General features: G+C 68.0%; 22 protein-coding genes. 10 read left to right on the plus strand and 12 right to left on the minus strand.

Annotated features, from left to right (window positions below):
• Positions 1–170: 170 nt before the first annotated feature.
• Entirely contained in the window at positions 171–3,476 is a 3,306-nt protein-coding gene (locus ACFP3H_RS08565) for an arabinosyltransferase (RefSeq protein ID WP_465263755.1), read from the plus strand.
• Between the two features lie 102 nt (positions 3,477–3,578).
• Here ACFP3H_RS08565 and ACFP3H_RS08570 read toward each other — a convergent pair whose 3' ends face one another.
• Positions 3,579–4,739, minus strand: coding sequence for an alpha/beta hydrolase (locus ACFP3H_RS08570; RefSeq protein ID WP_378602111.1), 1,161 nt, complete (start codon positions 4,737–4,739; stop codon positions 3,579–3,581).
• A gap of 285 nt (positions 4,740–5,024) precedes the next feature.
• On the opposite strand from ACFP3H_RS08570, the gene ACFP3H_RS08575 reads away from it, so the two are divergent.
• A complete protein-coding gene (locus ACFP3H_RS08575; RefSeq protein WP_378602113.1) occupies positions 5,025–6,149 on the plus strand; it encodes a metallophosphoesterase in 1,125 nt (374 codons plus the stop codon).
• Here ACFP3H_RS08575 and ACFP3H_RS08580 read toward each other — a convergent pair whose 3' ends face one another.
• Positions 6,150–6,776: an LppP/LprE family lipoprotein gene (locus ACFP3H_RS08580; RefSeq protein WP_378602116.1), complete on the minus strand. Its 627-nt coding sequence runs from the start codon at positions 6,774–6,776 to the stop codon at positions 6,150–6,152.
• A gap of 177 nt (positions 6,777–6,953) precedes the next feature.
• On the opposite strand from ACFP3H_RS08580, the gene ACFP3H_RS08585 reads away from it, so the two are divergent.
• On the plus strand, positions 6,954–7,310 hold the full coding sequence (locus ACFP3H_RS08585) for a PadR family transcriptional regulator (RefSeq protein ID WP_378602119.1): 357 nt from the start codon (positions 6,954–6,956) through the stop codon (positions 7,308–7,310).
• The gene (locus ACFP3H_RS08590; protein ID WP_378602122.1) at positions 7,310–8,638 is read left to right on the plus strand and encodes a permease prefix domain 1-containing protein; all 1,329 of its coding nucleotides are present in this window, start codon (positions 7,310–7,312) and stop codon (positions 8,636–8,638) included. The genes ACFP3H_RS08585 and ACFP3H_RS08590 overlap by 1 nt, the downstream gene beginning before the upstream one ends.
• Before the next feature lie 172 nt (positions 8,639–8,810).
• Here ACFP3H_RS08590 and ACFP3H_RS08595 read toward each other — a convergent pair whose 3' ends face one another.
• Entirely contained in the window at positions 8,811–9,824 is a 1,014-nt protein-coding gene (locus ACFP3H_RS08595; protein ID WP_378602126.1) for a fatty acid desaturase family protein, read from the minus strand.
• Positions 9,825–9,919: 95 nt separating this feature from the next.
• On the opposite strand from ACFP3H_RS08595, the gene ACFP3H_RS08600 reads away from it, so the two are divergent.
• Positions 9,920–10,858 carry a methionyl-tRNA formyltransferase gene (locus tag ACFP3H_RS08600; RefSeq protein WP_378602129.1) on the plus strand — a complete coding sequence of 313 codons (939 nt, stop codon included), beginning with the start codon at positions 9,920–9,922 and terminating at the stop codon, positions 10,856–10,858.
• A gap of 60 nt (positions 10,859–10,918) precedes the next feature.
• Here ACFP3H_RS08600 and ACFP3H_RS08605 read toward each other — a convergent pair whose 3' ends face one another.
• Both ACFP3H_RS08605 and ACFP3H_RS08610 read right to left on the minus strand, forming a co-directional pair.
• Positions 10,919–16,798 carry an amino acid adenylation domain-containing protein gene (locus ACFP3H_RS08605; RefSeq protein ID WP_378602132.1) on the minus strand — a complete coding sequence of 1,960 codons (5,880 nt, stop codon included), beginning with the start codon at positions 16,796–16,798 and terminating at the stop codon, positions 10,919–10,921.
• 55 nt (positions 16,799–16,853) lie between these two features.
• Complete coding sequence (locus tag ACFP3H_RS08610; RefSeq protein WP_378602134.1) at positions 16,854–17,918, minus strand: glycosyltransferase; 1,065 nt, start codon at positions 17,916–17,918, stop codon at positions 16,854–16,856.
• A gap of 118 nt (positions 17,919–18,036) precedes the next feature.
• Between ACFP3H_RS08610 and ACFP3H_RS08615 the strand changes: the two genes are divergently transcribed.
• Entirely contained in the window at positions 18,037–18,684 is a 648-nt protein-coding gene (locus ACFP3H_RS08615) for a TetR/AcrR family transcriptional regulator (RefSeq protein WP_378602137.1), read from the plus strand.
• Positions 18,681–19,163, plus strand: a complete 483-nt coding sequence (locus tag ACFP3H_RS08620; RefSeq protein ID WP_378602140.1) for a GNAT family N-acetyltransferase — start codon at positions 18,681–18,683, stop codon at positions 19,161–19,163. The genes ACFP3H_RS08615 and ACFP3H_RS08620 overlap by 4 nt, the downstream gene beginning before the upstream one ends.
• A 10-nt stretch (positions 19,164–19,173) precedes the next feature.
• On the opposite strand, the gene ACFP3H_RS08625 is transcribed toward ACFP3H_RS08620, so the two are convergent.
• From ACFP3H_RS08625 to ACFP3H_RS08650, 6 genes are all read right to left on the minus strand, one after another.
• A complete protein-coding gene (locus ACFP3H_RS08625) occupies positions 19,174–19,770 on the minus strand; it encodes a DUF1707 SHOCT-like domain-containing protein (protein ID WP_378602143.1) in 597 nt (198 codons plus the stop codon).
• Between the two features lie 84 nt (positions 19,771–19,854).
• Positions 19,855–20,103 (minus strand): hypothetical protein, encoded by a 249-nt coding sequence (locus tag ACFP3H_RS08630; protein WP_378602146.1) that lies wholly within the window; start codon positions 20,101–20,103, stop codon positions 19,855–19,857.
• 23 nt (positions 20,104–20,126) lie between these two features.
• A complete protein-coding gene (locus tag ACFP3H_RS08635) occupies positions 20,127–21,623 on the minus strand; it encodes an ADP-ribosyltransferase family protein (RefSeq protein WP_378602149.1) in 1,497 nt (498 codons plus the stop codon).
• A 4-nt stretch (positions 21,624–21,627) separates the two neighbouring features.
• Positions 21,628–21,927: a WXG100 family type VII secretion target gene (locus ACFP3H_RS08640; protein WP_378602152.1), complete on the minus strand. Its 300-nt coding sequence runs from the start codon at positions 21,925–21,927 to the stop codon at positions 21,628–21,630.
• Between the two features lie 16 nt (positions 21,928–21,943).
• Positions 21,944–22,291, minus strand: coding sequence for a WXG100 family type VII secretion target (locus ACFP3H_RS08645; protein WP_378602155.1), 348 nt, complete (start codon positions 22,289–22,291; stop codon positions 21,944–21,946).
• 328 nt (positions 22,292–22,619) lie between these two features.
• Positions 22,620–23,108 (minus strand): hypothetical protein, encoded by a 489-nt coding sequence (locus tag ACFP3H_RS08650; RefSeq protein ID WP_378602158.1) that lies wholly within the window; start codon positions 23,106–23,108, stop codon positions 22,620–22,622.
• Between the two features lie 194 nt (positions 23,109–23,302).
• Between ACFP3H_RS08650 and ACFP3H_RS08655 the strand changes: the two genes are divergently transcribed.
• The 3 genes from ACFP3H_RS08655 (at position 23,303) to ACFP3H_RS08665 (ending at position 24,526) form a co-directional block, all read left to right on the plus strand.
• Positions 23,303–23,542 carry a type II toxin-antitoxin system Phd/YefM family antitoxin gene (locus ACFP3H_RS08655; RefSeq protein WP_378602161.1) on the plus strand — a complete coding sequence of 80 codons (240 nt, stop codon included), beginning with the start codon at positions 23,303–23,305 and terminating at the stop codon, positions 23,540–23,542.
• Entirely contained in the window at positions 23,539–23,961 is a 423-nt protein-coding gene (locus ACFP3H_RS08660) for a type II toxin-antitoxin system VapC family toxin (protein ID WP_378602164.1), read from the plus strand. The genes ACFP3H_RS08655 and ACFP3H_RS08660 overlap by 4 nt, the downstream gene beginning before the upstream one ends.
• 181 nt (positions 23,962–24,142) lie before the next feature.
• Positions 24,143–24,526, plus strand: coding sequence for a DUF1304 domain-containing protein (locus ACFP3H_RS08665; RefSeq protein ID WP_378602167.1), 384 nt, complete (start codon positions 24,143–24,145; stop codon positions 24,524–24,526).
• Positions 24,527–24,567: 41 nt separating this feature from the next.
• On the opposite strand, the gene ACFP3H_RS08670 is transcribed toward ACFP3H_RS08665, so the two are convergent.
• Positions 24,568–26,001: a hypothetical protein gene (locus ACFP3H_RS08670; RefSeq protein WP_378602169.1), complete on the minus strand. Its 1,434-nt coding sequence runs from the start codon at positions 25,999–26,001 to the stop codon at positions 24,568–24,570.
• Positions 26,002–26,316: the final 315 nt, after the last annotated feature.

Raw genomic sequence — 26,316 nt, forward strand, 5'->3', positions numbered from 1 at the left:
GGAGGTGGTGCCCCAACGCCGGCCGGTCCGGCTCAGGACGCGACTCCGCCGAACGGCGCACCGCCCAACGCCACCCCACCGAATGGCGGTCCGCCCGCCGGAAACGGCGCTCCGGCGACCGGCGCACCCGGCGCGGGGTCCGGCCGCCCGCCCGCCGCTGCCCCAGCTGGATCGACGCCGCCGAGCAGTGCGCCGACCGCACCCGGCGCCGGTTCGCCCGCAGCAGCCCCACCGGCGGCAACGCCCCCGGCGGGCAGCGAGGCGCCGTCCGGCTCGGCNNCTCGGCCCAGCCGCCCGCCGCTCCCCCGGCAGGGTCGACGCCGCCCAGCGGAGCCGGTAGCGCGCCCGGCGCTGGTTCGCCGGCAGCCCCACCCGCGGGGACACCTCCGCCGGGCTCGGCCGCACCGACTGCCGACCGGCCCAGCACGCAGGCCGCCTGCGACGCGCTCACGGTGGTCTCCACCGCGACGAGTACGACGGCCGAACTGACCGGGATGAACGGACCTGATGGGCAGCCGTTGAAGGCGACGGTCGCCGGTGATGTGCGGCCGCAGGTCGTGGGGGTCTATACCGAGTTGGATCGGGGGCGGATGGGGGATGCTCGGCTGCGGGCCGAGATCGATGCGCGGTTCTCGTCGAGTCCGAGTGGGTGGAAGCTGGGGGCGATTCTCGGGGCGGTGTTGTTCGCGCTGATCGCGTTGATCTGCTTGCACCGCGGCGATATTCGCGATGGTCGGCGGACGCGACGGGTGCTGCCGGCGCGCTGGTGGCGGTTCACGGGGCTCGATGCGACAGTGGCCGGGACGCTGGTCGTCTGGCATGTGATCGGCGCCAACAGTTCCGACGACGGCTACATCCTGACGATGGCGCGCGCGTCGAAGGAGGCCGGTTACACGGCCAACTACTACCGGTGGTTCCAGGTCGCGGAGGCCCCGTTCGGGTGGCCCTACGAGGTGCTCGCGCAGCTGACGCGGATCAGTGAGGCCGGGGTGTGGATGCGGTTGCCCGCGCTGCTGGCCGGGTTCGTGTGCTGGTTGGTGCTGAGTCGGGAAGTGCTGCCCCGCTTGGGTTCCGGGATTCTGGCGAGTCGAACAGCGCGCTGGACAGCGGCTTCGGTGTTCCTGTCGATCTGGCTGCCCTACAACAACGGCCTGCGCCCCGAGCCGCTGATCGCGGTCGGCGCCCTGCTCACCTGGTGCTCGATGGAGCGCGCGATCGCTACCCGTCGACTGCTGCCCGCCGCCGTCGCCGTGCTGGTCGCCGCGTTCTCCCTGGCAGCGGGACCGACCGGATTGATCTGCGTCGCAGCGCTGTTGGCCGGTTCGCGACCGGTGCTGCACACGATCATCGCCCGCGCCGCCCCGGCATCGGGCGGTTCGCGCGTGCTGCGCTACGCCGCGCTGCTCACCCCGATCCTCGCCGCGGGCACGCTCGTCCTGGTCGTCGTCTTCGCCGACCAAACCCTCGCGACCGTCCTGGAAGCCACCCGCGTGCGCCAGCTCGTCGGCCCCGATATGGCGTGGTTCGAGGAACGCACCCGCTGGGATTCGCTGCTGTCGGTCAACCCCGACGGTTCGCTGGCCCGACGGTTCGGTGTCCTCGCCATGCTCGGCTGCCTGGCCGTCGGCATCATCGTGACCCTGCGCCGTGGTCGCGTCCCCACCACCGCGCGCGGCCCGGTCACCCGGATTCTCGCCGTGGTGTTCATGGCACTGCTGCTGATGATGTTCACCCCCACCAAGTGGACCCACCACTTCGGCGTCTACGCGGGCCTGGCCGCCGCCCTGGCCGCGATCACCGCTGTCGCCCTGACCCACACCCGCCGCGACTATCTGCGCACCCTGTTCGCGGCGGCGGTCCTGTTCCTGCTCGCCGTGACCTTCACCGGCTCGAACGGTTGGTGGTACGTCTCGGGCTACGGCGTCCCCTGGCCCAACCGGGCCCCCACCCTCGCCGGTGTCGAGGTCTCGACCCTGTTCCTCCTCGCGACAGCGGCAGCCCTGATCACCGCCCTGGTGCAGTACTACCGGGCCGCCTTCACCACCGCCGATCGCCCTCAGCGCAGGATCTCGGGCGTCGCGCCGCTGACGGCGGCCGCGGCGGCCATGGTTCTGTTCGAGGTGGGATCGCTGGTCTCAGCCGCGATCTCGCAGTACCCCGCCTACTCTGTCGGCCTCGCCAACCTGCGCGCGCTGAGCGGAGACCAGTGCGCGATGGCGGATGACGTTCTCGTCGAAACCAGTACGGCGGACTCCCTGCTCACGCCCTACACCGGATCCGTCGCCGAGGGGTTGGCCGCCGAGAACACCGGCTTCACTCCCGATGGCATCGGAAGTCTCGCTCCCGACCCTGGCCCCGGCCAATCCTCGGCTCCCCCTTCGGGTTCCGGACCTGGTCCTGGTGGTGCGGGTCCCGGCGGAGGCGCCCCTGGCGGCCCCGGCGGTTCGGCCCCGAGCGGTCCGTCAGCGCCGAGCAGCGGTGCGAACGGCTCCGCACCCGGTGGCGCGAACGGGACGCCGACCAGCCCCGGAAACGGCGGTGCCCCGACCGGCTCGTCAGGCGGTGCGAACAGCCCGGCTCCCGGCGGCAGTTCAGCCCCGAACGCAGGACCCCCTGGAATGCCAGGCTCATCCGCCCCAGCCGTGGCAGGCGTGAACGGCAGTTCCGTGGCCTTGCCCTTCGGTCTGGCCCCCGAACGCACGCCGGTGCTCGGCAACTCCTCGACGGGCGCGCCACAGCGATCACAGTTGACCACCCAGTGGTACAAGCTGGATCTGGCTGCCGCACAGCAGAATCCGGCGTACCGCGTCCTGATCCTGACGGTGGCCGGGCGCATCGCGGGTGTCGGCCCGGATGGTTCGCCGATGCCGGGACAGAAGGTGCGCGTCGAGTACGCCACGCGCACCGACGGCGGAACCTTCACCGCCCTGGGCGATTCGACCCCGCCGACGGTCGGCGGAGCACCGGGCTGGCGAAACCTCCCGATCGACCTGGATCGAATCCCCGCGGGCACCACGGCAGTTCGTCTCGTCGTCGAAGCGGGTGAACCCGACCCCATGCAGTGGCTGGCGATCACCCCACCACGCCTGCCGAAGCTGTCGACCCTGAGCACCGTCGTCGGCAGCACCGACCCCGTTCTCGCGGATTGGCATGTGGGCCTGGCCTTCCCGTGCCAGCGCCCGTTCGATCACCGCGACGGTGTGGCGGAGATGCCGATCTGGCGGATCCAACCCGACAAGCTCAATGCCCAGGTCTCGGAGACCTGGCAGGGCGAGACCGGCGGCGGCCCGCTCGGCTGGACCGGCCTGCTCATGCAGTCGCGCACCATTCCCGCCTACCTGGCCGAGGACTGGACCCGCGACTGGGGCGAACTCCAACGCCTCACCCGCATCGTCACCGCTCCCCCGGCCGACATCACCGTCCACACCGAAACCCGCTGGGGCCTGACCGAGGGCTCCCCCATCCGAACCGGCTAGCCGACGGACAGCGCGACCCGCAGGGCGCAGGGATCTCGCCGGAGAAGCACGAAACCGCCACCACGAGAACGACAGTGGTGGCGGTTTCGATTCCGGCGGTGACTACTTCGGCGGTTCCCCACCGGCAGGCGGCCCACCGGCGGGCGGCCCACCGGCGGGCGGCGCACCGGCGGGCGGCGCACCACCGGCGGGCGGGGTCGCCCCGGCGGGCAGCGGCTTACCGATATTGCGGGCCATGTCCGGCATCAGGCGAATGGCGACCTGTTCCCAGGTACCCCAGTTGTGGATGCCGATCTCGGGGAAGTCGTAGCTGACGTTCTCGTAACCCAGTGCGGTGACACGCTTTTCGAACGATCGGGTGTTGGCCAGCGCGATCGCCTCCAGCGGCATGCCCTGGGTGATCGCGTCGATCGAGGACAGGTCCTGGTCGGCGGGTGTGGCGCTCCCGGAGGAGATGTAGAGGCGGGTGTTGTTCGCGATCAGTTTCTCGGCGAACCCGTAGGGGTCCATCCGACGCCACTTCTCGCTGCCCGCGGGCGCCATCGCCTCGATGTTGTAGCCGCCGCTGGCGATCATCGCCCCGGCCAGCGCCTCGCGCATCCCGGGCATCGACATGTGCAGGTAGCCCGACAGCGACCCGGCGTAGGTGAACTGCTCGGGGTAGTAGGCCGCCATCAGCAGCGCCGCGCTACCACCGCTGGACAGGCCGACCACACCGTTGCGGGTGGCGCTGAACCCGAGCCGGGACTTCAGCGCGTCGGGCAGGGTCTTGGTGATGAAGGTTTCCCACTGGTAGGTGTTGGTCTTGCCCTGGGTGTCCTCCCAGCCGCCGATCGCCGAACCGGAGTCGGCGCTGGGCAGCAGCGAACCGTCGGGGTTGGTGCCGAAGAAGTTGCTCGGCTGGTCCCAGTCGGCGTAGAAGCTGGACTGCCCGCCGACCGGCATCACCACATTGATGTTGAACTTGGCCATCTGGGCGGGGATGGTGGTGTGCTTCTCCCAGCCGTTGAGGTCGTTCTCGGCGCGTTCGCCGTCGAGCAGGTAGACCACCCGATCGGTATTGCCGTCGGCCGCGCGAATGATCCTGGTGTTGATCTCGCCCATCGCCGAGTCCACCCGGAAGTCGATCGCCGACGGATCGGCGTCGGCCGCCGCGGGCGCCACCGACGCGCCGAACGGCAACACCGCCACCACCGCCCCGGCCAGCACCCGTCGGGCCAGCCCTCGGCGCCGCGGCGCCCCTCCCACAATTACGCCACGCATGATCGGTGTGCAGACCTTTCGTTCGTGCGGCCCAGCCGCGTCCCCGCTCGCCCCACCGCGGCAGTTTCGCCTGCGGGTGGGACCCTGCCGGGCAGCATAGCGCGCCCCTGTTCGCACCGGCACATCGAATTGTGATGCCGGGCAACAGCTTCACCCGGGGCGACCGATCAGGGTCGCGGCTGTCGCCTGCGCCACAGTGCTGAGCCGGGCGTGACGCGGCTAGGCTGGCGGTTTATCCGTGGCCACCGGTTCCTCCTTGGCGGCCCAGCCAAGGGACGGGATGTCGTGAAGCTCGCTGTTCGACTGCTGATGATGCTGCTGATTCCGGCGGCGCTGTTCGCCCTGCCCTGGTGGATGCTGGTCGCCGCGCCCACCGGCGGCTCGGGCCCGCTGTTCTGGGTCGGCACCGCGGTGTGCCTGCTCGGCTTCGCGGCCCTGCCCGCCGCGATGTTCCTCGGCCACGGCCCGGCGCAATCCGATCCGGCGGTGATCGTCGGTGACACCCTGCTCGGCGTGGTGTGGGTGGTGTTCGCGTGGTCGGTGATCGGGCTGTTCGCGCGGGGCGCGCTGGCGGTCGGCGGGGTCGACGGGACGCGGGTCGTCGCCGTCGGGGTGCTGGTCGTGTCCGCAGTACTGGTCGCGTGGGGTGTGTACGAGGCGCGCCGGATCCCCCGGGTTCGCACGGTCGATGTCGGGATCCGCGGGCTGGCCGACGGGCTCGACGGGTTGCGCGTCGTGGTCGTCACCGACACCCACTTCGCGGCGCTGGATCGGCGACGTTGGTCCGAGCGGGTCGTCGAGGTGGTCAACGCGCAGCGACCCGATATCGCCTGCCACGCCGGTGATCTCGCCGACGGTTCGGTGCTGAAACGGCAGGCGCAGGTCGATCCGCTCGGCAAGGTGGAGGCGCCGCTGGGCCGGTTCTACATCACCGGCAATCACGAGTACTTCGGTGACGCGCAGGGCTGGATCGACTACATGGCCTCGCTGGGCTGGCAGCCGCTGCACAACGAGCACCGGGTGCTGACCCGCGACGACGACCGGCTCGTCATCGCCGGTATCGACGATCCGACCGGGGTCGGCCTGCCCGGTCACGGCCCCGATCTGCCCGCCGCGCTCGCCGGCGTCGACGCCGCGCTGCCGGTCGTGCTGCTGGCCCACCAGCCCAAACAGATCGCCGACAGCGCCGCGGCCGGGGTCGCGTTGCAGATCTCCGGGCACACCCACGGCGGCCAGATCTGGCCGTTCCACTACCTGGTCCGCCTCGATCAGCCGGTCGTCGCCGGTCTGAGCAGGCACGCCAACGACACCCAGCTCTACACCAGCCGCGGCACCGGTTTCTGGGGCCCGCAGCTGCGGGTGTTCGCACCGAGCGAGATCACGGTGTTGGTGCTGCACCCGCAGCGCTGATCACCGGTGCGGTTGGGTGACCTCCGACGGCAGCGGGCCGCTCATCGTCACACCCGAACCGGTCCACGAGTAGGTGATGGTCGCGGGTCCGCCCTGGGGCGCGGCGAAGGGTTCGTCGGCGACCAGCCAGCGGTAGTTCACGGTGACGGCGTCGCTGCTCGAACCGACCACGCTGGTGAAGGCGTAGGGCTCGGACGTGCCGGTGCCCAAGTACTTTCCGTCGTGGAAGAACAGCACGTGGATCGGGGCGCCCGCGGAGTTGCCGCCGATCGCGCGCAACCAGAGCAGGTTGCCGCAGTTACCGGGCTGATCGGTGGAGCCGTCCCCGGCGACCCAGCTACCCTCCAAGCCCGCCAGGGCGTTCTGCACGCCCGTCGAACTCGGGTCGAGGCACAGTCCCGAGCCGCTGATGTCGTCGGCGGGAGTGGTGGGATCAGCTGTGGCCGAAGGTGTTTCGACTACCGTCGAGGTCCCGGGCGCGGGCTCGGTGTCGCTGGGCGTTTGGGTGACCGGAGCCTGCGTGGTCGACACGGAAGGTGTTGCCCCCGAAGTACTCTCGCTGTCGCACCCGACCACCAACGCCGCGGCAACGGCGATCAGCGCACCCATCCGAATTGTGTTCTTCATGGTTCCTCGATTCCGTGTCCCCTACGCGCGGTGGCGCGCTGTATGCAGGCTTCATCGGGACACCCCGGGCGACCGTTAGGCAGTTGAACGAGATCCTCACCCTAGGGTGGCGTCATCATCACCCTGATACCTAGGTCTGCTAGGTTACGACCTAGATCTTCTAGGTACAGGAGTGCGATGCGGATAGACAAGGATCTGGTGGCGGCCTCGGCGACGCCGCTGGTACTGGGCATTCTGGCCGAGGGCGAATCCTATGGTTACGCCATCCTCGCGCAGGTCAACGAGGTGTCACGCGGGCGGATGCAGTGGACCGACGGGATGCTGTACCCGCTGCTGCACCGCCTCGAACGGCAGGGGCACGTGTCCTCGACCTGGCGGGTGTCCGAGGGAGGGCGTCGCCGCAAGCACTACCTGATCACCGATTCCGGGCGAGCCGCGCTCGCCGAGCGGCGGGCACAGTGGGGCGTGGTCGCCGAGGCGCTCGAGCAGGTCTGGCGCGGGGCGACCCAGCCGCCGGCGGCGGGGTGGGCGTGATGACCCTGCAGGTACTCGTGGACGAGTGGCGCGGCTATGTCCAGCGCCATCGCGCGATCTCCGCGGCCGACGTGGACGAGATGGAAGACCATCTGCGCGAACAGATCTCGACGCTTCAGCAGGCCGGATTGACCGACGACGAGGCGTTTCTCGTCGCGGTCAAGCGGATGGGGAGCGTGGACGCGATCTCGCGGGAGTTCGCGCACGAACATTCCGAAAGGCTGTGGAAACAGCTGGTTCTCGTGCCCGAGGACGACGAGAACTCCACGAAGTCGACCGAACTGTGGGTGGTGCTCGCGCTCGCCGTCGTGGCCGCGCTCGCGGTCAAGGCCGGGTTCACCTGGCTGCCCGGAGAGCGGTTGGCGCTCAACATCAGCCTGCTCGTCCTGCCTTTCCTGGCAGGCTATTTCGCGTGGAAGCGGCAGGTTTCGGTGCGGGTGGGCGCCGTGCTGGTCGTGCCGTTCGTGCTCGCCGCGCTGGTGTTGAACCTGTATCCGTTCGAGTCCGGCGGGTCGACCGAGGTGATCGCCGGCATCCACGCGCCCATCGCACTGTGGTTCGTGGTCGGACTCGCCTACGCGGGCGGTGATTGGCGCTCGGGTCGCCGGCGGATGGACTTCATCCGGTTCACCGGCGAATGGTTCGTGTACCTGACCCTGCTCGCTCTCGGCGGCGGTGTCCTGATCGGGTTGACCGTCGGCGCGTTCAACACCCTCGACTTCGATATCGAACCGATCATCGAGGACTGGGTGCTGCCCTTCGGCATGGCGGGCGCGGTGATCGTCGCCGCCTGGCTGGTCGAGGCCAAACAGAACGTCGTGGAGAACATCGCCCCGGTGCTGACCCGCGTGTTCACCCCGCTCACCATCATCATGCTGTTCGCCCTGCTCATCGCGTTCTCGACCACCCCGAGCCCGACCGGCGTCAACCGCGACCTACTGATCCTGATGGACCTGATCCTGGTCCTGGTCCTCGGCCTGATCCTCTACACGATCTCCGCCCGCGACCCCCTGGCCCCACCCGGCCTCTTCGACCGCCTGCAACTCCTGCTGGTCGTCACGGCCCTCATCGTCGACCTGATGATGCTCACCGCCATGCTCACCCGCATCGCCGAATTCGGCTTCACCCCCAACAAACTCGTAGCCCTGGGCCTGAACCTCGTCCTCCTGGTCAACCTCACCTGGTCCGCCCACCTCACCGTCGGCTTCCTCCGCCGCACCCGAGGTTTCGCCGCCCTCGAACACTGGCAAACCCGCTACCTCCCCATCTACGGGATATGGGCCGCGGCGGTGGTCGTCACCGTCCCCGTGCTTTTCGCCTTCGCCTGAACCGGAGCCCATCGGCACGTAGGTGCTACGCGGAGGCGGCTATGGTCGGTGGTTGGTATCCGTTTCGTCTGGTGCGCCACTCAGCTCGACCGCTTTCACTGATCTCGACGCCGCTCACCAGTCGTAGTACGAGACGGCTGTCGACCAGGCGTGGTGCGGTGTCCATGCGCGGCTACCGGATCTCGCGGCCGACCTCGTTGAGGTGGGTCATGGCCTGGCGGTAGGACTCGAACAGGCCGGTTTCGCAGTAGGGGACGTCGATTTCGGCGCAGAACTGGGCGACCAGGGGTTGGGCGCGGTGGAGGTTGGCGCGGGGCATGTTCGGGAACAGGTGGTGTTCGATCTGGTAGTTGAGGCCGCCCATGGCGGTGTCGACGAGGAAGCTGCCGCGCACGTTGCGGGAGGTGAGGACCTGGCGGCGCAGGAAGTCGGTGTTGTCGCCCTCGGGCAGGACCTCCATGCCCTTGTGATTGGGGGCGAAGGTGGAGCCCATGTAGAGACCGAACAGGCCCTGGTGCACGAGGATGAACACCACGGCCTTGCCGGGCGAGAGGACCAGGAACACCGTCGACGCGTAGCCGATGGCGTGGGCGGCCAGCAGCGCGCCTTCCCAGCCGCGGTTCGGGATGGGCCAGCGGAACACCGCGACCACGCTCTTCCAGTGCAGGCTCCAGCCTTCGAGCAGCAACAGCGGGAAGAACAGCCACGCCTGGTAGCGGAAGATGAATCGGCGCCAACCGCGACCGGCTTTGGCGCGGTCGCCGGAAAAGGCGAGCACGCCCATCGCGTCAGGGTCGGCGCCCTCGGTGTTGGGGTGGGCGTGGTGGCGGTTGTGGTTGCTGGTCCACCAACCGATGCTCAGGCCGATCGCGAGGTTGCCCGCGATCAGGCCGTAGAGGTAGTTGGGTCGGCGCGCGGCGAAGATCTGCTTGTGCCCGGCGTCGTGGCCGAGGAACGCGATCTGGGAGAAGGCCACGGCCAACACCACCGCGGCACCGAGGGTCCACCACGAGTCACCGAGCGCGACGAACAACGCCCACCCCGCGAAGAAGACGACGGCGGTCAGCGCGCTCTTCCACCCGTAATACCGCACTTGCCGGTCGAGCAGGTCCGCCTCCCGGATGCGCCGCAACAGGACCGAATACTCACTGCCGCGCACGGGAACGACATCAGACGCGATAACCACGGCACAAGCATGGACTACGCGGGCCACCACCGGGTGAACGGGTACTGATCGATGCCACATCCGCATGACAAATGTCGATAGGTTAGCCTTACCACATGCGAATCGTCACATTCGGCTTCCAGACCTGGGGACGCAGGACTCTGCAGGCGCTGATCGACTCCCGGCACGAGGTCGTGCTCTCGGTGACCCACCCGGCCAGCGAGTCCTCCTACAAAGCGATCTGGAACGACTCGGTCGAGGAGCTCGCGCGCGAGCGCGGAATCCCGGTGCACCTGACCGAGCGGGCCGACGAGGCGACGATCGATCTCGTCAAGCGGGCTGAACCCGACATCATCGTCGTGAACAGCTGGTACACCTGGATGCCCGCCGAGCTCTACGCGATGCCCCCGCACGGCACCGTGAATCTGCACGACTCCCTGCTGCCCAAGTTCACCGGCTTCTCGCCGGTGCTGTGGGCGCTGATCAGTGGCGAGGCCGAGACCGGCCTGTCGGTGCACCGGATGGACGAGACCCTCGACACCGGCGACATCATCGTGCAGAAGTCGCTGCCGATCGGCCCGACGGCCACCGGCACCGAACTCGTGCTCGCCGGCATGGATCTGATCCCCGCCGCCCTGAACGAGGCCCTGGACGCGATCGAGAACGGCACCGCGGTCTGGCGGCCGCAGGACCGGGCCGAACGCACCTACTTCCACAAGCGCTCCGAGATCGACAGCCGCATCGACTGGACCTGGTCGGCGGTCGACCTCGAACGGTTCGTGCGCGCGCTGTCGGACCCGTATCCGCCCGCCTTCAGCTTCTACCGTGGCCGTCGGGTCGAGATCCTGACCGGCGCCGTGTCGGACTACCGTTTCGGCGGCACGCCCGGTCGCGTGGTCGTGGTCGACGGTGCGGCGGCGGTCGTGTGTGGTCCCGACAGTTTCCGTGGCGGCAACCACGCGCTGGTGATCACCGCCCTGCGCGACGCCGACGGGGTCGACCAGGACCCGGCCCAGTTCTTCGCTCGCGGTGGGTATCTCACCGATTCGGAGTAGTTCCAACGCGATTCGCCCCCATCGATCCTTTGATCGGTGGGGGCGAATCGCGTTGTGGGGTCAGGCCACGGCGGGCAGTAGGCCGGTGGTGACGAAGCCCGTCACGTACCGGTCGAGGACCTCGGTGTCCAGGGCCGGGCAGCGCACGCCGGTCGCCGCCAGCACCGGGCGGGTGCGCTCGTCGGTGACGACCAGGTCGGCGGCGCCGCCGAGGAAGTTCTCCGCCAGCAGGGCCGAGCGCAGCAGGTCGGCGTGCCCGGCCAGGCCGCCGACGCTGTCGGCGAGCAGCTCCGTGGCCCGGGTGGTGTCGACGGTGTCGATGCGATAACCCTTGGCGCGCACCACATCCAGGATGTCGGCGACCTTGGTGGGCGCGGAGTTCACCAGGTGGTAGGTCTGCCCCTGGGCCGGTTCGGTGGTGGCGAGGGTGACCAGCGCTTTCGCGATGTAGTCGGCCGGGGCCAGGGTGACCTGGGCGTCGCCGAGATCGGGGCACACGCCCAGATGCGCGGCGGTGCGGATGAGGGTCCAGAAGGAATCGTCGGACGGGATGACGCCGCTGGCGGTGGCGCCCGAGACCAGGCCGGGCCGGTGAATCATCACCGGCAGGCCCCGCTCGGCGGCGGCCCGAACCAGTTGTTCAGCAACCCATTTGGTGGCCAGGTAACCGTGCTGGGGCACCTGCGCCGCCTCGATCACGCTGTCCTCGGTGACCACGGTGGCGCTGTCGTGGTCGTTGCCGACGGCGGCGGAGACGGTGGAGACGAAGTGCACGGTCGAGGCCCGGTGCCGGGCGGCCAGGCGCAGCACCTCCACGGTGCCGGCGACGTTGGCGGCCCGCATGGCGGCATACGGCTCGAGGTGGTTGACCTTGGCGCCGTTGTGGACGATCGCGTCCACGGTCGCGGCGAGGTCGTCGAAGGCCTGCTCGGTCAGGCCGAGTCGGGGTTCGGCCAGGTCGCCGAGGACCGGGACCACGCGATCCAGCTGGTGGGTCGGCAGCTCGAAGCGGGCCAGGGTCGACGCCAGGCGGGCGCGGCCTGCCTCGGCGTCGGCGGCGCGGACCAGGCAGTAGACCGTCGCCTCGGTGGTGTCGAGCAGTTCGGCGAGCAGGTGGGCGCCGACGAAACCTGTTGCGCCGGTGAGCAGCACGGAGTCGAAGGCGTCGTGGTGCTCGGCGGGGACGGTGATCGCCGGGTCGAGCGCGCAGTCGGCCTCGAGCATCTCGGCCCAGTGCTGCGGGGTCAGCTCGGCGGTGGCGGCCAGGGCGGCGACGAGACCGCGCGGGGTGGGGTTGTCGAACAGCAGGCGCGGCTCGACATCCAGACCGAGCTGGGACTGGAGTTCGGCGCGCACCGAGAACACCAGCAGCGAGGTGCCGCCGAGGTCGAAGAAGTTCTCCCCGACGCCGAAGGTGGGGCGGTCGAGCACGGCGGCGAAGACGCGGGCGACGGCCTTTTCGGGGGCGGTGGCGCGGGCGTGCGGGATCACCGGGGTCGCGGTGGGTTCGGTGGTCGCGCTCGCGGGGCGGCCGGTGGCGTCGATGGCGAGCGGCGCGGTCGAATCGGTGACCAGGACCCGGAGTAGGCGCGCGTATTCCTCGGCGAGGTCGCCGATGGTCTGCGCGTCGAAAAGGTCGGTGGCGTAACGGAATACCGCTGTGTAGCCGTGGTCGCTCTCGCGCAGGGTGAGGGTCAGGTCGAAGTGGGTGGTTTCCTGCTCGATGTCGAACACTTCGGCCCGCGCCTGGCCGAGGGTTGTCGACGGGGGCAGTGCGGGCAGATTCTCGTAGGCGAACACGGTCTGGAACAACGGGTTTCGGGTGTCGTCGCGGCGCGGGTTCACCGCCTCCACGATGTGGTCGAAGGGCACGTCGGCGTTATCGAGGGCCGCCACCGTGGCCGCGCGAGCACGGGCCACCAGGGCATCGAAGGACTCGGCGGGATCGACCGTGGCGCGTACCGGCAGGGTGTTGACGAACATGCCGATGAGCGGCTCGATCGCGGGGTGGGTGCGACCGGCGACCGGGGTGCCGATGACGATGTCGGTGTCGCCGCTCACGTGCGAGAGCAGGGCCAGGTAGGCCGCGCAGGTCACCATGTACGGCGTCGCGCCGTGGCGTCGGGCCAGTTCGGTGACAGCGTTCGCGGTGTCGGGGTCGATCGTGAAATCGACTGCCGCGCCACGGGTTCCGTCGGTGCCGGAGACGCGCACGCGATCGACCGGCAGGGCAAGGCGGTCCGGCGCGTCGGCCAGCGTGCGGGTCCAGTAGTCGAGTTGCCGGGCGGCCATGGACTCGGGATCGCGGCGGTCGCCGAGGCGATTCTGTTGCCACACTGTGTAATCCGCGTACTGGACCGCCAGCGGCTCGACCTCGGGCGCGAGTCCGCCGGTGCGGGCGGCGTAGGCGGTGGTCAGGTCGAGCACCAGCGGGCCGAGGGACCAGCCGTCGGCGGCGATGTGGTGCAGCACCAGCATCAGCACGTACTCGTCGGCGCCGAGGCGGAACAGGCGGACCCGGAACGGGAGCCGGCGGGTGAGGTCGAAGGACTCGGCCGCGAAACGGCGCAGTGCGGGCTCGAGCTCGCCGTCGAGGTCGACCGTCTCGATCACGGCCTCGCCCGCGGGATGCACGCGCAGTGTGGGGCCGGTGGCGGTGCTCGGGTAGGTGGTGCGCAGGACCTCGTGCCGGTCGACCAGGTCGCCGAGGGCGGCGGTGAGTGCGGCGGTGTCGAGCGGTCCGGTCAGGCGCACCGCGATCGGCAGGTGGTAGGCCGACGACTCCGGGTAGAGCTGGTTGAGCAGCCACATGCGCAGCTGCGCCGGGGCGGGGGTCACCGTTTCCGGGCGCCGGCCGGCGACGGGGCCGCTGTCGTGATCGCCCTGGTCGAGGCGGCGGGCGAGATCGCCGACGGTCGGCGCGTCGAACACGACCCGCACGGTGACGCCGAGTCGCGCGGCCACCTGGGTGGCGGTGAGCGAAGTGCCGCCGAGGGCGAAGAAGTCGTCGGTGACGCCGATCCGCGACGCCTCGAGCACGTCCCGGAATGCCTCTGCCACAGCAAGTTCGGCCGGGGAGGTGGGGGCGACGTAGGTGCCGCGACCGAAGACGGGCGTGGGCAGGCGGCGGGTGTCGAGCTTGCCGTTCGCGGTGCGCGGCAGTTCCGGCACCGCCACATACGCGCTGGGGCGCAGGTAGCTCGGCAGCGATCCGGCGATCCGCTCGCGCACAGCGTCGAGATCGAGGTCGCCGGACGCGACCAGGTAGGCGACCAGGTGGGCGCCGCGCGCGTCCTGGTGGGCGGTCACCGCGGCGGCGGCGATCTCCGGCAGGGCGGTGAGCGCGGTTTCGACCTCGCCCGGTTCGATGCGATGACCACGCACCTTGATCTGGAAGTCGCTGCGGCCGTGGTAGATCAGGGCCGGATCTTCGCCGACGGTCACGGTGACGAGGTCGCCCGTGCGGTAGAGGCGACCGCCCCGCGGACCGAACGGGTCGGCGATGAAACGCCCGACGGTCAGGTCGGTGCGGCGGTGGTAGCCACGGGCCAGCGCGGGCCCGCCCAGATACAGCTCGCCGGTGACACCGGGCGGCACCGGACGCAACCGGTGATCGAGGACCACGGCGTGGAATCCGCGCAGTGGTGCGCCGATGGTGACCGCCACCCCGGGCACGAGTTCGGCGATGGTGCCGATATCGGTGGCCTCGGTGGGTCCGTATCCGTTGCGCATCAACCGATTCGGCGCCCACGCGTCGACCAGATCGCCGCGAATCGCCTCACCGCCCACGCCGAGCACCCGCAGGCCGGGCACGTCGGCCGGATCCAGAGTGGCCAGCACGGCCGGGGTGATGATGGCGTTGGTGACATTCTCGCGGCGCATCAGCGCGGTCAGGTCGGGTCCGGCGACCTGGTACTTCCCGGCGATGACCAGCGTGCCCGCACCCGCGATGCCACACAGGATCTCACCGACGGCCATGTCGAAACCCGGTGAGGCGTGGTGCAATACGCGCGGAGTGCGCCCGCGCGCGGGGATGAGGTCGTATCGGTCGCGGCGCTCGGCGGCCAGATTCGCCAGGCCGCCGTGGGTGACGACGACGCCCTTCGGCGTGCCGGTGGAGCCCGAGGTGTAGATCAGGTAGGCGGGGTTGGTGCTGCGCAGGGTGCCCGGTCGTTCCGCGGAAGTCAGTGGGGTGCCGGGGAATTCGGCGATGGTCTCCGGCGCGTCGATGATCAGCCAGTGGATGCTGTCGGGCAGGTCGGGGCGCTGGGCGGCGGTGGTGATGCCCACGGGAGCGCCGCAGTCGCCCAGGATGTGGGCGATGCGCTCGGCCGGGTAGCCGGGGTCGATCGGGACGAAACCGGCGCCGGTGCGGGTGATCGACCAGATCGCCGCGACCGAGGAGTCGGAGCGTTCCAGCACCATCGCGACCAGCACTTCCGGTCCCGCGCCCGCCGCGAGCAGGGCTCGGGACAGGCGGTTGGTGTGGGCGTCGAAATCACGGTAGGTCCACCGGTTTTCGCCGAAGACGACGGCGGTGGCGTCGGGGTCGATGGCGACCGCCTCGTCGATCAGGTCCGCGAGGGTCGCCGGGGTGGTGGCGGCGGGCCCCTGCCACGGCACCAGGGCCGCGGTCTCGGCGGGGGTGAGGACCGGCAGGCCCGCGACCTCGGTGCCGAGCTCGGCGGTGCCGAAGGCGGTGAGGAAATCGGTGAACCGGGCCAGGTGGGCGGCACCCTCGGCCTCGGTGTAGCGGTTGCGGTTGAGTTCCAGCTCGACGCGCAGTCGTCCCGCGCCGGGATACAGGTTCAGGGCCAGGTCGGTGACCGGGCCGGTGCTCACCAGGTGCAGGGTGCCGCTCGCGCCACCGAGTTCGATGCCGGTGCGGAAGTTCATGATGTTGACCGCGGGGCCGAAACTCGCGGCGGCACTGGTGAATCCGGCGTCGCGGAGCATGTCGGCGCCGCGATAGCGCTGGTGTCGCAGGGCGCCGCCGAGTTCACGGCGGGCCGCGTCGACGACTTCGGCGATGGTGCCGAGGCCGGGGGCGCGGACCGGGACCACGTTGGAGATCATGCCCGCGCTGCGGCGCATGAGGGCCGTGGTGCGCGCGGTCATCGGCAGGCTCAGCGCCACCTCGTCGGTGCCGGTCATGCGCGCCAGGTAGGCGGCGAACGCGGCCACGACGACCGGGGCGAGACCGCTGCCGCCGGAGCGCGCGTCCAGGGCTGCCACGAGTTCGGGGGCCAGGTCGGTGCCCAGGATCAGCGGCAGCGGGTCCGGGTCGCCGGTGCGGGTGGCGAGGCTGACGGGTTCGGGCAGGTCGACGAGGCGGTCGGTCCAGTAGGCGCGGTCGGTTTGATAGCGGGTGGAGGTCTCGTAGTCGGCCTGCGCGGTCGCGAGCACGGCGGCGGAGTCGATGTCGGCCCGGTTCGCCGGTTCCTCGCCGCGCAGCAGGGCCTCGTAGTGCTCGGCGGTGCGCTGCTGGAACTGCGTCGCGCCGTACCCGTCGAGGGCCACGTGGTGGGCGCGGGTGTAGAGCAGGTGGCGGTCGGCGCTCAGGCGCAGCACGGTGGAGCGGATCGTCGCCAGGGTGAGCGGGTCGAACTCGCTCGACTGGTCGGCGCTCATCCACGCGAGCGCGGCCGCGTGCGGGTCGGGTTCGGCGCTGACGTCGATCAGGGCGGTGGCGTCGGCGAGACCGGTGTCGACGATCTGGACGACCTCGCCGTCCGACAGCTCGAAGCGGCGGTAGGCGCCCAGGTCACGGGCCGCGCGCCGACCCGCGGTGGCATACGCCTCGGGGTCGAAGGGGCCGCGCAGGTCGAGGTACTGCGCCACGGCCAGCGGAATCGGAGCCAGCAACTGCTGGGCGAACCACATTTCTCGCTGCGCCGGGCTCAGGGGCAGGTGGGGCGCCGTCGGATGGGAAGAACTCATGGCGCCTCGATATCTCGACATCAACTGAACGAGAGATAGGGTAGCCTATCCTCCGCTATGTGACGTGGGCGGGTGCGGTTGCCAGCAGATCACTGACCGCGTCACCCAGCCGCTCGGCGGCGGTGGGCAGCGCGGCGATCTCGTCGCGAGGGGTTTCGGCGGACCGCCGGAAGCGGGGATCTACCAGGAGTCGGTGCACGGCGTCGGCCACGGCCGCGGCGGAGACCGAGGCGGGTGACAGGGTGAGGGCGGCGCCGGTGCGCAACGCCGCGGCGGCGTTGACGAAGTTGTCGGCGGCCTGCGGGAGAACCAGCTGGGGCACACCGTGCGCGAAGGCGGAGAACGTCGTTGCCGCGCCGCCGTGGTGGATCACCGCTCGACATCCGGCCAGTCCCGGAAAGTGCTCGGCGACATGGACATTCGACGGTTGCGAACCCAGGGCCTTCGGGTCGGCGCCGACCACGATGTCCAGGTGCTGGAGGCCCCTGAGAGCTTCGGACAGCAGTCGCGGTGCGGCGTTGTTGCCGAGGGTCAGGTAGACGAAGTCGCCTCCGGTATCGCACTGCACGGCGGGACGAATCGACAGGCTGCGGGCAAATGCCGTGTCGGCGTTCGGGATTCGCAAGGAAGGTGGGCAGGGATCGAGATAGAGGGTCTCGAACAGGTCCGTGTCCGAAGGACCGCCCCAGCGGGCAATGGTGGCTCGCGCGGCGTGTTCGAGCAAACGGCGTTGGGGCGCAACGGGAGTCACGCCGATGCCGTGCACGACCCGGGCCGCGTCGACGGTCCGGGCGATCACCGGGGCGGCGAATTCGGTCGGGTCATGGACGACGAGCTGCGGATTCCACTGACGCATGAGAGGGCCCAGCTCCGTAACCCGGCCCGCGGAGGCGGTGCCGAACACGGCGTGGATGTCGGTTGCCATCTGGTGGGCGGGCGGGAGTGCGTCGAAGTTCTCGCGGGCGCGGCGGAAGTTTCGCATGTCCGCGAAGGTCGGACCCACGGCCCAGGTCGTGAATCCGCGACGGCGCAGGAGCGGGGCATGCTCGGGCGCGGCGGCGAGGACGACCTCGTGGCCCTGCTCGCGCGCGGCCGTCGCCAGGGGCAGCAGGGGCGTCATGTGCCCCGGGTGAGCACTGAAGAGGATTCTCACGCGCGTCCCGTCGACGGTTAGAATGAACCTAGCTCCATTAGTTTGAAGGTGATTCAATCCAATTGTCAACCGTTCAGGAGATCAGGTGACCGACAAGCGTCGATACTCGACGACCCTGCGCACCCAGCAGACCGCGCTCACCCGCGCGCGAGTCATCGACGCCGCCCGCGAACTGTTCCTCGAACACGGCTACATCGGCACCACCGTCGCCGCCATCTCACGCTCCGCCGAGGTCAGCGTGCAGACGATCTACAACACCGTCGGCAACAAACCCGCCCTGCTCAAAACGGTCTACGACACCATGCTCGCCGGCGACGACGAACCGATCCCCATGATCGACCGCCCCGAATTCCGGGCCATGCACGCCGCCGAGACCGCCACCGAATGCCTCGCCCACTACACCGCCATCGGCCGCATGCTCGCCCACCGCGTCCTGCCCCTGGTCTCGATGGCCCTGTCCCAAGCCGCCACCGGCGACCCCGACCTGCGTGCTTTCACCGACACCATCGAAAACGAACGCAACTTCGGCGCCAACCACCTCGCCGCCCACCTCGACCGCCACTTCGGCCTGCGCCCCGGCCTCACCGTCGCCGAAGCCGCCGACACCCTCTGGGCGCTCACCGCCCCCGAACTCGCCGACCGCCTGATCAACCGTCGAGGCTGGAGCTGGGACAAATACCAACACTGGCTCTACACGGTCGCCACCGAATCCCTGCTCGGCCCCAACCCGTGATCATCGAGCCCCTCTCGATCCCCCGCATCGCCGAGGTCATCGCCCTGACCAACACCGGCGCACCCCACCTGCTCCCCCGCACCCGGTCGGACTACTGGGCCTACGCGACCCTGTTCTCCACCACCTGCCCGGTTGCCATGATCGATCAGCGCGTCGTCGGCTCGGTGATCGCCTTCCGCAGCCAGGACGATCCCGACGACATCTACATCCAGGACGTCATCACCCACCCCGACTACCGCCGCCGAGGCATCACCCGAACCCTCATCGACACCGTCGCCGGGCGGGGTGTCGAATGGGGTTGTCGCAGGCTGTATCTGACCTCCGAGCCCGACAACGTGTCCGCCCACGCGGCATGGACGGCGCTCGGATTCACCAATGCCGCAGGCGATTACGAGGTCGGCGGCATCTCGGTGATCACCGACTACAAGGGACCGGGACGATCGCGCGCGGTCTACGAACTGCCGCTGGACCCCGCATGAGCCCCCGCGTTCATCGCCGCTTGAGCACGATCCCGCTCATCCTCGACACCACCCCGAACAACCGAATCGTCGGTCCCCCAGGACGTTTCGGCGGACCGGCCTTGTCCTTGAGACTCGACCACCCCCTGACATCCACACCGCCGTACTGAATCTCCTGATCGGGCCCGACCATCACCTTGACCGTCGACACCGACATCTGCACCTCGACATCGACTGTGTCCCACTCGAACTCGGCCTTGACGAAATCCAGATCCACCGTGCCGAACGACCCGGTGAACAACATCCGAGCGGGCGGATGCCACACACCCTTACGCCGCACAGTCGTCCACTCCGCCGACAACACCACCGGCTGCGCCCCGAACCGAGCCAACACCGCCGGACTCGCCTCCGCCACCACCTCGGGAAACAACTGCACCGCCGTGGGAAGCTGCGCCAACACCCGCCGAAGATCACCCCTGGTCCGCGCGGTATAGGCCAGCGCGGACCGCTCCTCGAACTCGGCAACATCGAGATACCCCGCCGAAAACGCTTCGACGAGCAGCCCTATGGCGCGTTCACGTTCGGGGTTGCCGACCCGAAGATCGTCGTCGGGAAGCGGTTCGGCCATGAGCTACACCCTAACGAAGGGTCACCCACCCCCCGCGAGGCCGTTGGAGGCAACACCGATCACCGCGTGCACGGGTGACATGACCTATCGATCGCGGTTCGCCCGCTCCGCACGCGTGCGTCGATACCACTCCTCGTATTCGGTGCCGACCATGTCGTCGTGGAACCGCTCGGGCTCCTCCTCGCCTGACGACTCACCCTGCGCTCGGGCCTGCGCCCGCAACGCATTCCCCCTGGCAAATGCCGCCTCAGCCTCCGCGAGGAGCTCAGGATCGATCGGATCCGACGAATACTCGAACGTTTTCCCAAAGGCTCTGATCTTCTCGCCGGACATCAGTTTCAACCACTCCCTTGTTGCTATTTCTCGATCATTTCGATGACAGTGCGGCCGGTCTGCCAGTCAGTGTATCGTTTCGTTACGGTGAACTGAGTCTCCGGTTTGAACAGAACTTCCGGGTTCCCTGGCGCAGAGTGCTCGGCAATATCCTTACCCGTCTTGGAGAAGATTCGCATCTCCACCTCCCCTGAGCGAACACCACCTCCATTTGCCAACGGCGATGTCGAGGTGAATCCATGCTCGGTGACTGTAGAACCCGGTGTGTACCGGTCGATTCCACCGGGCGGCAGATCAGTCACTCGGGTCACCTCGCCACGATAGTCAGGCAGCTTGTCCAGTGCGCTGTTCAGCGTGTCGACCCGCTGTTGCGTTGCGGGCGTAACCTCACCTGATCGCAATTCCCCATTGATCTTCTGATGAGTGGATCCGGTGTAGTCGGCGATCTCGTCGAGTTCGCGTTGACTCATCTGGGTCGATGAGGCGGGTCCTGACGGTTTCTTTCCACCTGCATCCGAGGTTTTTATATTGTCGCGAAGTTTTGCGATTTCCCGGAGGCTCTTGCCGTGCGTGGCGAGGTCTTGTTCCTTTTTCACACCGCGGGCGATCCTGCCCGCTTTGAATCCATTCGCGAGTGCGCGAATCGGGATGGCGAACTTCGCCACGATAGCGGTGAACCGAGCACTCGCGACCACCGCGCCGATCCCGAAGGTGACCGTTGACGCGAGCACACCGATGGCCACGGAGATGACGAGTTCCTTCGCCAACTCCTCGACGATGTCCTCACCCATCTTCGCCAGCTCTGTGGCGAGCTCGGCGCGCAGGGTATCCAGGTCGCTCTTGTGCTCACGCAACGACGTCGACAATTCGCCGAAGGCGGCGATCAGGGTGGTCGCGGCATTCCGCAGCTCCGCGAAGTCGGCATCGATGACATCGGTCTCGGGACTCGTGATCTCGGCGAACATCTGCGCCGCCCGGTCCAACTCCGGGACAAGGTTGGCGACAGCGGGCAACGATTGGATCTGGGTCCAGATAGCGGCCGTGGCCTCGAGTTTCGTCGTGTCACCGTTCGGGATGGTGATGCCGACCGCTTCCGCGATCTTCACCACGCCGTCATCGACAAGACCATTCGCGGAACCACCGGCCGATGGCAACGGCACCCGGCACACATAGGCGCCGGCACCGGCGGGCTCGCCCGGCGGCGCGGGCGCGGTCGCGGAGTCACGCATGGTGGCGTTGTACTCGGCGATAGCGTGGTTGTGTCCCATCTGCCGCAGGACCGTCGCGTAGGCATCAACAGCCTCCGCTACGCCGCGGGCGGTATTGAGCACCTCGAAAGCGCGGTCATCGTAGGACGTTGCCCACGTGCGGGCTTCTTCGTATGTTCCGGCCATCGCATTGCCGTTGGTACTGAGATCCGACCACTTGCCGTCGATCTCGGTGTAGAACGCTGCGGCAGCGGTATTGAGTGTGCTCGCGGCGTCGTAGTAAACCTGCGGCGCGATAGTGAGTACCGTCATCGGCTCATCGCCTCAGGATCTGCAGATTTGTTGCCACGGCCTCGTTGTAATGACCGTGCGCCGCGGCCGCAGCGGCCCGCATTTCCTCCACACCCTCGCGGACCTCGCCCGCCGCGGTCATCCATTCCTTATGCGTCGCGGCGTGCGCGACAGCCGCCTCGCCGGTCCAAGTCTGGTGCGCGGCCGCGATGCGGGCATCGAGACCAGCCAATGAGTCCTCGACGAATCCGACCAGTCCCGCGATGCGCGCGGTAACAATGTCGAGGTGTTCCAAATCGACCTGGAAGCTGCCGTCATTCGCCATGATGTCGAGTCCTGTCTCAGATGTTGAGCGTGGGAAGGTCGAGCGAGCTCGCGACGGCCGCGGTATCGGCCGCGTTGCGGTCGTCCACGTCCGACGCCGCGACGGCGGTGACACCCAACAGTTCGGCCATCGTCTCCAGTGCCTCGAGCACGTCCACGGCACCGTCGCGCGCCTCGTCCCACCCCGCGAGGTAGGCGGCGGACGCGCGCCCCTTCCACGTCGACATCAGGCCCTGAATCTCGAGATCCGCCGATCGGATGCCGTTCACCAGCGCCGTCGCGGTCTGCTGGACGAACTTGCCCGCGTCGGAGACATCTGCCGGAACGATCGCGAACGTCGTCGCAGGACTCTGCGAGTCCGTCATGACAGGACCTCCCCCTCTGATCGATGCGATGGACAACAAGCCGCGTGCTTGCTCGAACCTTCCTTATGGAACCGCCGAGCCATGCTACGGAAGACAGCTCCATCCTCAGCAGAGGGGTATTCACATCAGTTCATCCGGCACGGTCGGTAACCGCTCGGCGATCAGCTGCGGTTCGACGCTCCACCGGCGGACGCCACTCCTACAGATTTGACCGGGTCAGACACGTAGCCAGTTGTCGGTGCAACCGCCAGGATCGTGACTCGGAGTGGGTGAGCTCCGGTGCGATCGGACGGCGGATGACCTCGCGCTGGAAGCCCATGCAATCGCGCTAGTTGCTCGCACATAACTCGCGGATCGCACAGACCATCTGGTCGGTGATCGGATCAACCCATACGGGAATTCCATCGACCCGCCGGGGCCTCAGCAGGTGGCGGCCGTGTGAGGGCCACTGCACGAACTCGTACCCCGCAAGTTCGCCCTGCACCGTATCCGCCACCCACACGGCCGCATCACCGAAATCAGCGCCCATCGGCACACCCTCACCCTTCGTGAATCCGCCGAGATCTGAGCCCGGCCGCCAGCCGATCGCCACCGTGTACGCCGCCCCGATAGAGAACTCCCACACCAACCGATCGAGGACGACCTCACGTCCGAACCGCAAGCAGCCCATATCCCCGGCCACGGCGACCACAGCATCCATCCACGCCTGCGGAACATCCAGCCCCGTACCCGGAACCTCCAGATACTCAGGGCCGGACGCACCCACGCGAAAGGCCCACACCAAGCGGTCCTCTAGTTCCGGAATCACATAGGGCACGCCTATCACTCTGACAGTGATCGTCGTCGGGATGCGGTTCGACCATGAGACACGCTGCCGAGCAGACTCGGTGATCCACCTGACGCTCGGGGCACCGAGTTGTCCGGACTGGCTCTGTCGCCCGAGCGGTACCCGTTGGAGACAGAGCCGATCACTGATATTGTAGGTACGTACCTACACAAGGAGTGGTTGCGATGCCGTCGATGAGCGCCCGAGAATTCAACCAGGATGTGAGCGCGGCGAAAAGGGCTGCGGCCGAGGGGCCCGTGATCATCACCGATCGAGGTGAGGACGCTTTCGTGCTCTTGTCGATCGACGAGTATCGACGCATGAAGGCAGACAGCCAAGATCTCGTATCCCGGCTGAGCATGGACGACGATATCGAATTCGAGCCAGCACCACTGCAGGTAGAGCTCAGGGTCGCGGACCTGTGACCTTCCTCCTCGATACCAACGTCATCAGCGAATTGCGCAAGTCACCGCACTCGGCGAATCCAGCGGTGCGCTCATGGGTGGCGCAACGACGACCATCCGATCTATTTCTGAGCGCGATCACGACCATGGAGATCGAAATCGGCATCTGCCGGATAGAACGGCGCGACCCCGTCCAAGGAAGTCGGCTACGCACCTGGCTCGAAGCCGACGTACTCGATGTCTTCGCGAATCGCATCCTGCCCCTCGACGTCGCCGTCGGACGACGCGCCGCGCGCCTGCACGTGCCGGACCCGCGCCCCGAACGCGATGCGATGATCGCGGCAACGGCGAGCGAGCACGGCATGACGGTGGTGACTCGCAATGTCAAAGACTTCGAGCCGATGGGCGTACCAGTTATCAACCCATGGGGGGACTTCTGACTGTCGGTTGATCTGTGCCATCAACAGATACCGGGGAATACCGGCTGCGGCGTGCTGGATTCGCTTGTCGCCTCCGCGTCGACGGACCCGGACGTGGCCGGCATCGTGACCACCACGCACCCGTGGGCCATAATCACGATCAGCGCGCGGCGTTCGCCGAGCCACGTCGGAAGGCGGATCGATGACGGCAGTCGCGTTGGTGTTCGTCGGGATCGCTGTGCTGCTGCACGGCTACATCTTCGTCATGGAGTCACTGCAGTGGACCGCGCCGCGCACGCGGGCGACGTTCGGTATCAGTGCGCAGGAAGCCGAAGCTACTCGCGAAATGGCTTTCAATCAGGGCTTTTACAACTTATTCCTGGCCATTGTCGCGGCGGTAGGCATGGGCTTCACCGCCTTCGGTGACGCTGGGATCGGGCTGGCGCTGGTGTTGGCCGGCGCGGGTTCGATGGTGGCGGCGGGGTTGGTTCTGCTCGTCTCCTCACCGGACAAGGCACGTGCCGCCCTGATCCAACTGACCCCACCGCTGATCGGCTGCGTGGCGTTGGTGATCGCGCGCCTCTAGGGAAGTCGCGATTCGAGGGTGCCGCAGACTGAGGTGTGAAGTCAGTATTGCGCCACCCGGTTCTTCAACGTCGCGACGGCGAGGACACCGAGTTGGGTGGTGAGCGCTTCTTCGAATTGCAGTGTTCCGTCGGTGGCGCCGCTGGCCGCGTGGGTGAGTTCGTGGAGCAGGGTTCCGCAGTAGGCGACAGCAGTGCGGAGCTGGTCGCGGCGGATCACAACTCGTTGATTCTCGGGCTCGTATACGCCAACGACCTGGCCACCGGAATCGTTGAGTCGCATGGTTTCCGAGATGTGGATCGACTTCACCCTGATACGGGACAGGTCCAGACCGGCTGCGGCGATCACCGGCCCGGTGAGCTCGAACACGTCGTGCTCGGCCGCACTGAAGGCGGACGGGTCGACGAAAGTGAAGGAGAAGCTCTCGTTCCAGTTCTGACGGTATTGGTCGAGGTCGACCAGCGGTTTGCCCTCGAAGTCCGCGAGGCCGCCGAGCTTCTCGGCGATGTTGTCGGGTACCACGACCAGTCGGTATCCCTCGTCACGCGCGTAGTCCACCTGCGGTCCGCCGTAGTGGAGATCGAAGGCGGTCACGAAAACGACCTTCTCGTGGGTGGCCAGCACTTGGCACGCGTGCAGGGCGACGTCGAGCCAATTCAATTCGTCGTGGATCCGGCCTGTCTCGTAACCGCCCAGGCCGTCGGCCAGCGCACCGGCGACCTCGGCGGATCGGCTGGCGATCAGGATGGACTTGATTCGGTCGGTGTAAGCGCTGCGACCCACGTTGCTACGTTCCCGATTCAGAGCTTGGCGCAACTTCTTGGTGAGGCTGGTGATGTTGTAGGAGAACAGAAAGTTCTCCTCCTGGGCGACGAGCAGGCCCTTGACGTAGATGTTGCCGGGCGCCTTCTTGTCCTGACGCGCGAGCACCTGGCCGTATTCGCAGTCCTCGAGCACCGTATCGCCGCTGTATCGCAAGAAGTAGTGTTTCGCCGCTTCGATATCGCTGTCGGCGACACCGCGCAGAATCACGGTTGTGCCGACGCGCCGCGGATCGCTGGGCGGGCTCACGGCAGCATGCAGGGTGACGATGTCGGGAAAGCCGTCTTTGGGCCGCATCGTGGTGGTGATGTCGCCGTAGCGGGACTGGATACGCACACCGATGCCTCGGCGATGGAACACCGCGAGGGCGTCCTTCAGTCCCATCCCGAACTGCCCGATCACACCGGGATGCCCTCGCTTCTCGGCGTTCTCGTTCTGGGTGAGGTGCTGATACCGGACACCGCGCCCGTAGTCACTGATCTCCCAGACGGCGTCGCCCAGTTTGACGATCGCCGGGTCGGGAGTTCCGGTGATGGCATACTCATCCAATGCGTTCGCGATGATCTCACGGATGGCGAACGGCACCGGCCAGTGTTCGAGAACCTCCTCGATGTTCAGATCGAAATACTGCACCGCTGCGCTGACATCCACCATCGCAGAGACTCCTCTTACGTGAGTTGAATTGGCGCGGTGGACATTACGCCCACCGCCCGACGCATCCGAGCAGTTCTATCGAGAAACTTCCGGCTCGAATGCACTCTTCCGTAAAAAGTGGCGTCCAGTTCGGAGTGTCCGAATGCTCTCAGCGGGTCACTGGTCCGCAGAACCGCGCCGAGACGCCGAGATGCGCCGGAGGCGAAGCAGCTCCGGCTGCCCGCCCCGACAGGAAGAACCGAGCCGTCCGAGAAGGCCGCTCACCCGTCGGAGCTTGTGCACCAGTTAGAGCCTTGCATGAGCGTGGGCCGGGTA

This window comes from Nocardia lasii, assembly GCF_042658545.1.
Taxonomy (GTDB): domain Bacteria; phylum Actinomycetota; class Actinomycetes; order Mycobacteriales; family Mycobacteriaceae; genus Nocardia; species Nocardia lasii.